This window comes from Novipirellula sp. (assembly GCF_041583735.1).
Classification (GTDB): Bacteria; Planctomycetota; Planctomycetia; order Pirellulales; family Pirellulaceae; genus Novipirellula.
In genome coordinates this window covers 1-4,774 of sequence record NZ_JBFHFD010000664.1, presented here as the reverse complement: position 1 = coordinate 4,774, position 4,774 = coordinate 1, and the positions used below count along the sequence as shown (strand labels likewise).

Here is a 4,774-nt window from a genome sequence, read left to right as displayed (position 1 = left end):
GTCAGCGGTTTTATTGCAACCGAAGGCTTGATGTGGGGTCTGTTCGCAGCCGCAGTCGCTTACATCTTGCCCAGCGTTGAACTTAAAAACGTCGAAGGTGAACCGGTCGGAATGGCGATTCGCGGCTATGGCGTGATGCTACTGCTTGGGGTGTTGTCGGCCGTCGGGTTGGCAATGGTTCGGGCCAAGCGGCGGGGAATCAATCCCGATGTCATTTTAAATATGGCACCGTGGGTGTTCATTGGCGGTATTGGCGGCGCCCGATTGTTTTATGTGGTTCAGTACCATGACCACTTTGTTGTCGACTCGTTCGCCGAAACGGTTCGCCGCATGTTGACCTTCACCGAAGGCGGTCTGGTCGTTTACGGATCTTTCATCGGTGGATTTTTGGCAGGCAGTTACTACATCTTGCGTCATAAGTTGCCGCTGCTGAAATTAGGCGACGCGATCGTGCCCTGTATGTTCCTAGGGTTGTTCTTCGGCCGTATCGGCTGTTTGATGAACGGTTGTTGCTACGGCGGTCAATGCGAAGACTATTGGGCCGCACTGCGTTTTCCTCCCAATAGTCCGGTATACCAAGACCAAGCATTGCGGGGGGATTTAATTGGTTTGCAATTTGATCCGACCTCGGGCGAGGTATCGCACGTCGCAAGCGACAGTCTGGCTGAGTTCGCGGGGATCAAAGAGGGCAGTATTGTCGAACAGATTCGACTGGACGACCGTTACCAAGAAGGTTTCTCAAAAGAACTGCCACGCGAACAGACGCCTCGTGGCGTGGTGGCGATGATCGATGGAAAAATCTATCGCTGGACGCCTCAACAACTACCGCAGCGTGCGATTCCAGTCCAACCGGCCCAATTGATTAGCAGTGTCTCGGGAATTAGTGTGTGTGTATTGCTGTGTGCGCTGTCGTTGGTATTGCGGCGAGACGGATCGATCATGTTGCTGGGATTCGCGGCGTACGCAGTGATGCGATTCGTACTGGAAATGATCCGCGTGGACGAACAGGGGCAATTTGGAACCGACCTGTCGATTTCCCAATGGGTCAGCATCGGGGTCTTGTTGTTGACGATCGTTGCCGCCATTTGGCTGTATGGCCGCAAACAGGGTGACACGGCCAACTCGATCGCCGAACCGACGTGATTCCTCGCAATCATGTCCGCGAAACGCAAAAATGGTATCCTGAATTCGCTAAGTCATTCGAACGGATCAAGGTAATGGCGAAACATGAGTTTCGATCGAGTACGCGAACCGGTATGGATTGACGATCCATCGCTCGACGCAGCTGAATTTCAGCGAGTGCGGATAGACGAGTTACGGCTAAACCAAGTCACTCGCGTGGCCGACGCGTTGTACCCACTGATAACGCGGTATCAAACCAGTGCGGCAGGACGCCCGTTGACGGTGCTGGATGTTTCCAGCGGCAATGGCGATCTGGCCGTTCGTTGGGCGGTCAAGGCGGCGCGAGATCGCCGCGACATTCGGATCACCACCGTCGACACCAACCGTCACGCGATCGAAGAACAACAACGGCTAGCCAAACGATCGGCGGTGGAAGTGCGGAGCGTTCAGTGGGATTGTTTTCAATCGCCACTGCCTCATGGTTTTGACGTCGTCATCAGCACAATGTTGATGCACCGCTTGGATGATTCGCAAGCGTTTCGCTTATTGCAATCGATGCAAATTTCTTGTCAACGCGCGATGATCGTCTGCGATTTCAAACGCAGTCGCTTGAATTGTGCGTTGGTGAATGTCGCATCGCGATTGCTGGTCCGTTCGGCGGTGTGTCGTCACGACGCGGTAGCCCGAATTCATTCATCGTTTAGCGAACCCGAGATCGCGCGCATCGCCCGCAGCGCATTGGGGCGGCCCGTTTCGATTCGCCCTCTGCTGCCGTGCCACTACGTATTGGTCGCCGACGAAGCGGTCCAGACGGAAATGGTCCCCGCGTTCGCGTAACACAACGCCCGGGCAATCGTGGACGCCATGGGCACGATTAATCGCTGCGTTCGGATCCTCTCAGACGTCCAAATCGGTTAAATTATGGGGAAAGGTTGCGATCGCTTTCAAAATCGCTGTTTGCTGACTATCGTTTTGGAAACGTTTTTCTCCGCTTACACTCTCCTTCTGTTTGACCGAATCCATCATGAAAATCCTTGTAACCGGCGGATGTGGTTTTATCGGCACCAATCTGGTTCGTCACTTGTTGGCGGATACGGATCATGACGTCGTTAACTTGGATAAATTGACTTATGCCGGCAACCCACAATCGCTTGCCGATGTCGCCGATTCGCCTCGCTATTCGTTTGTTCAGGCGGATTTAGCGGACCCGGTCGTGGTCGGCGAAGTGATGCAAAAAGTCGATCCCGACGCGGTCATGCATTTGGCCGCCGAATCGCACGTGGACCGATCGATCGATGGCCCCTCCGAATTTATTCAGACCAATGTGGTAGGCACGTTTAATCTGCTCGACAGCAGTCTGCGGCATTACAACGAATTGGCAAGCGAGCGGCGTGATGCGTTTCGCTTCCTGCACGTTTCGACCGACGAGGTCTATGGATCGCTCGGCGATACCGGAATGTTTACCGAGACGACTCGCTACGACCCGCATTCGCCCTATTCGGCAACCAAGGCAGCGTCGGACCATCTGGCCCGTGCATGGAAAACCACGTTCGGCTTGCCCGTGCTGATCACGAACTGCTCGAACAACTACGGCCCGTATCATTTTCCGGAAAAGTTGATTCCGTTAATGATCATTAAATGTTTGAGCGAAGAGCCGTTGCCGGTTTATGGCGAAGGGCTCAACGTGCGAGATTGGTTGTATGTCGAGGACCACGCTCGAGCACTCCTCACCGTGCTGACTCAGGGGACACCGGGCGAAACCTATAACGTTGGCGGCAACAGCGAACGTCGCAATATCGATCTGGTCCATGCCATCGTTGGCATCTTGGATGAAATTCGGCCTCGCGCGAATGGGGAAAGCTATTCCGAGCTGATAACCTACGTCAAAGATCGTCCGGGACACGATTTTCGATACGCGATCGATTCCAGCAAAATTCAAAACGAATTGGGCTGGAAACCGCAGCGCACCCTCGAAGAACGCTTGCGTGAAACGGTCCAGTGGTACTTGGACAACGAATCGTGGTGGCGTGATATTTTAAATGGGAAATATCAAATGCAACGATTGGGCGTTGCCGAATAACCAAATCGGCCGCGTTGCGTGGCAAGCCATTGCAGGCGTTGTTTTGCTCGACAGCCCCCGCGTGGAACGCGGAGGCGACGAACTCGCAAAAAAATGCCGTGAGCGGGGTAGTAAGCCGGGTTCTGTGACGCAAGCTTTCGCTCGCGCCGACGACCATTTATCTGTGCACGACGATTGCTCGCCGCCTCAATTGCGACCTACCCGAATGTCAGTAGCGAAACGGATCGCTTCGCGGGCACGAACCTCGAAAGGCTCGCACCACTGCACTCTGTTTGGTCTAGCTCCGGATGGGGTTTACCAAGCCGATCGAGTCACCTCGACCGCTGGTGCGCTCTTACCGCACCGTTTCACCCTTACCACGCGTCAAAGTCGATCGTCGATGAACGACGATCTCGTTGGACCGTTCGGCGGTCTGTTCTCTGCTGCACTTTCCCTAGCCTCGCGGCCGGTCGACGTTATCGACCATCCTATCCTGCGGAGCCCGGACTTTCCTCCAGTTTGCCCAAAGGCACTCCAGCGATCGTCTTGCCCACTCACGGCAATCGCACAGAATGATAGATCCACTCGCTCGCGACAAGGTTCGTCTCTAGAGTGTTTGCCAAGTTTATGGATAATGATCGAACCCTCCGATCGACTCGACCCCCAAATGCCCCCGTTCGATTGTGCCCGTTCGATTGTGCCCGTTCGATTGTGCCCGTTCGATTGCCCCCGGGTGTGTCGCAAATGACTCGGGCGTGTCGACAATGCCCCCAACGCAACGCAAACTGAACCCAATCCCCTTTTTTTCTGCCCGTCCCCTCACGAGATGTCACGCTTGAACGAGCCAATCGATCCCAACGACTTGGCTGACGCCGATCTGGCCGAGAACGACTTGGCGGAGACCGCGGGAGTGGCAGATCCAGCAGTCGTGGACGACGCGGAAACAGGGACGCTTCGCAATCTAAAAATTGCTTTGGTGGGGCGTTTTGGCAGCATGACGCGTCGTGAAGCGGCCAATCTGCTGCGTTCCTACGGCGCCACAATCGTCGAACAGCGAGCTGCCGACGTTGATTGGGTCGTCATCGGCGCCGACCAGTCTCCGCTGCTCGAATCGGACCTGTTGAGCGAGTCGACGCGGCATGCGATCGCCACCGGGACCCGCGAAATCGTTTACGAATCCGAATTGTGGCAACGATTGGGGCTGGTCGATTTCGAACAAACGGCCCAGCGGTATTACACGCCCGCGATGTTGGCCCATCTGCTGGGAATTTCCGTCCGGGTGGTCCGACGCTGGCAACGGTTGGGATTGATCACCCCCGTCGAAACGATGCACCGTTTGCCGTATTTCGATTTTGCCGAAGTTGCGGTGGCCAAGCGGCTAGCGAATTGGATCGCGTCAGGGGAAAGCCCCAAGGCGATCGAGCAGCGGTTGGCGCAATGGGTGGAACTGCTGCCGGATATCCACCGGCCGCTCGAACAGCTCTCGATCTTGGTCGAAGGTGAATTCGTGCTGCTGCGGCACGGTGAGGGATTGGTGGAACCGGGTGGCCAATTGCGGTTCGACTTTGATGCCCTCGATGATTTCGACGCCGC

4 protein-coding genes and 1 other RNA gene are annotated in these 4,774 nt (G+C 55.6%); 4 read left to right on the top strand and 1 reads right to left on the bottom strand.

Annotated features, from left to right (window positions below; all coding sequences use genetic code 11):
* The 3 genes from ABX962_RS30510 to rfbB all read left to right on the top strand — a co-directional run.
* Positions 1 to 1,143 (top strand): prolipoprotein diacylglyceryl transferase (locus tag ABX962_RS30510; protein ID WP_372725220.1); only part of this gene is annotated, 1,143 nt, incomplete at its 5' end.
* Between the two features lie 84 nt (positions 1,144 to 1,227).
* Positions 1,228 to 1,959, top strand: coding sequence for a methyltransferase domain-containing protein (locus ABX962_RS30505; protein WP_372725218.1), 732 nt, complete (start codon positions 1,228 to 1,230; stop codon positions 1,957 to 1,959).
* 187 nt (positions 1,960 to 2,146) lie between these two features.
* On the top strand, positions 2,147 to 3,202 hold the full coding sequence (rfbB, locus tag ABX962_RS30500; RefSeq protein ID WP_372725216.1) for a dTDP-glucose 4,6-dehydratase: 1,056 nt from the start codon (positions 2,147 to 2,149) through the stop codon (positions 3,200 to 3,202).
* 95 nt (positions 3,203 to 3,297) lie between these two features.
* Here rfbB and rnpB read toward each other — a convergent pair.
* Positions 3,298 to 3,738: RNase P RNA component class A (gene rnpB / locus ABX962_RS30495), an RNA gene on the bottom strand.
* Positions 3,739 to 4,007: 269 nt separating this feature from the next.
* On the opposite strand from rnpB, the gene ABX962_RS30490 reads away from it, so the two are divergent.
* Positions 4,008 to 4,774 (top strand): MerR family transcriptional regulator (locus ABX962_RS30490; RefSeq protein ID WP_372725214.1); only part of this gene is annotated, 767 nt, incomplete at its 3' end.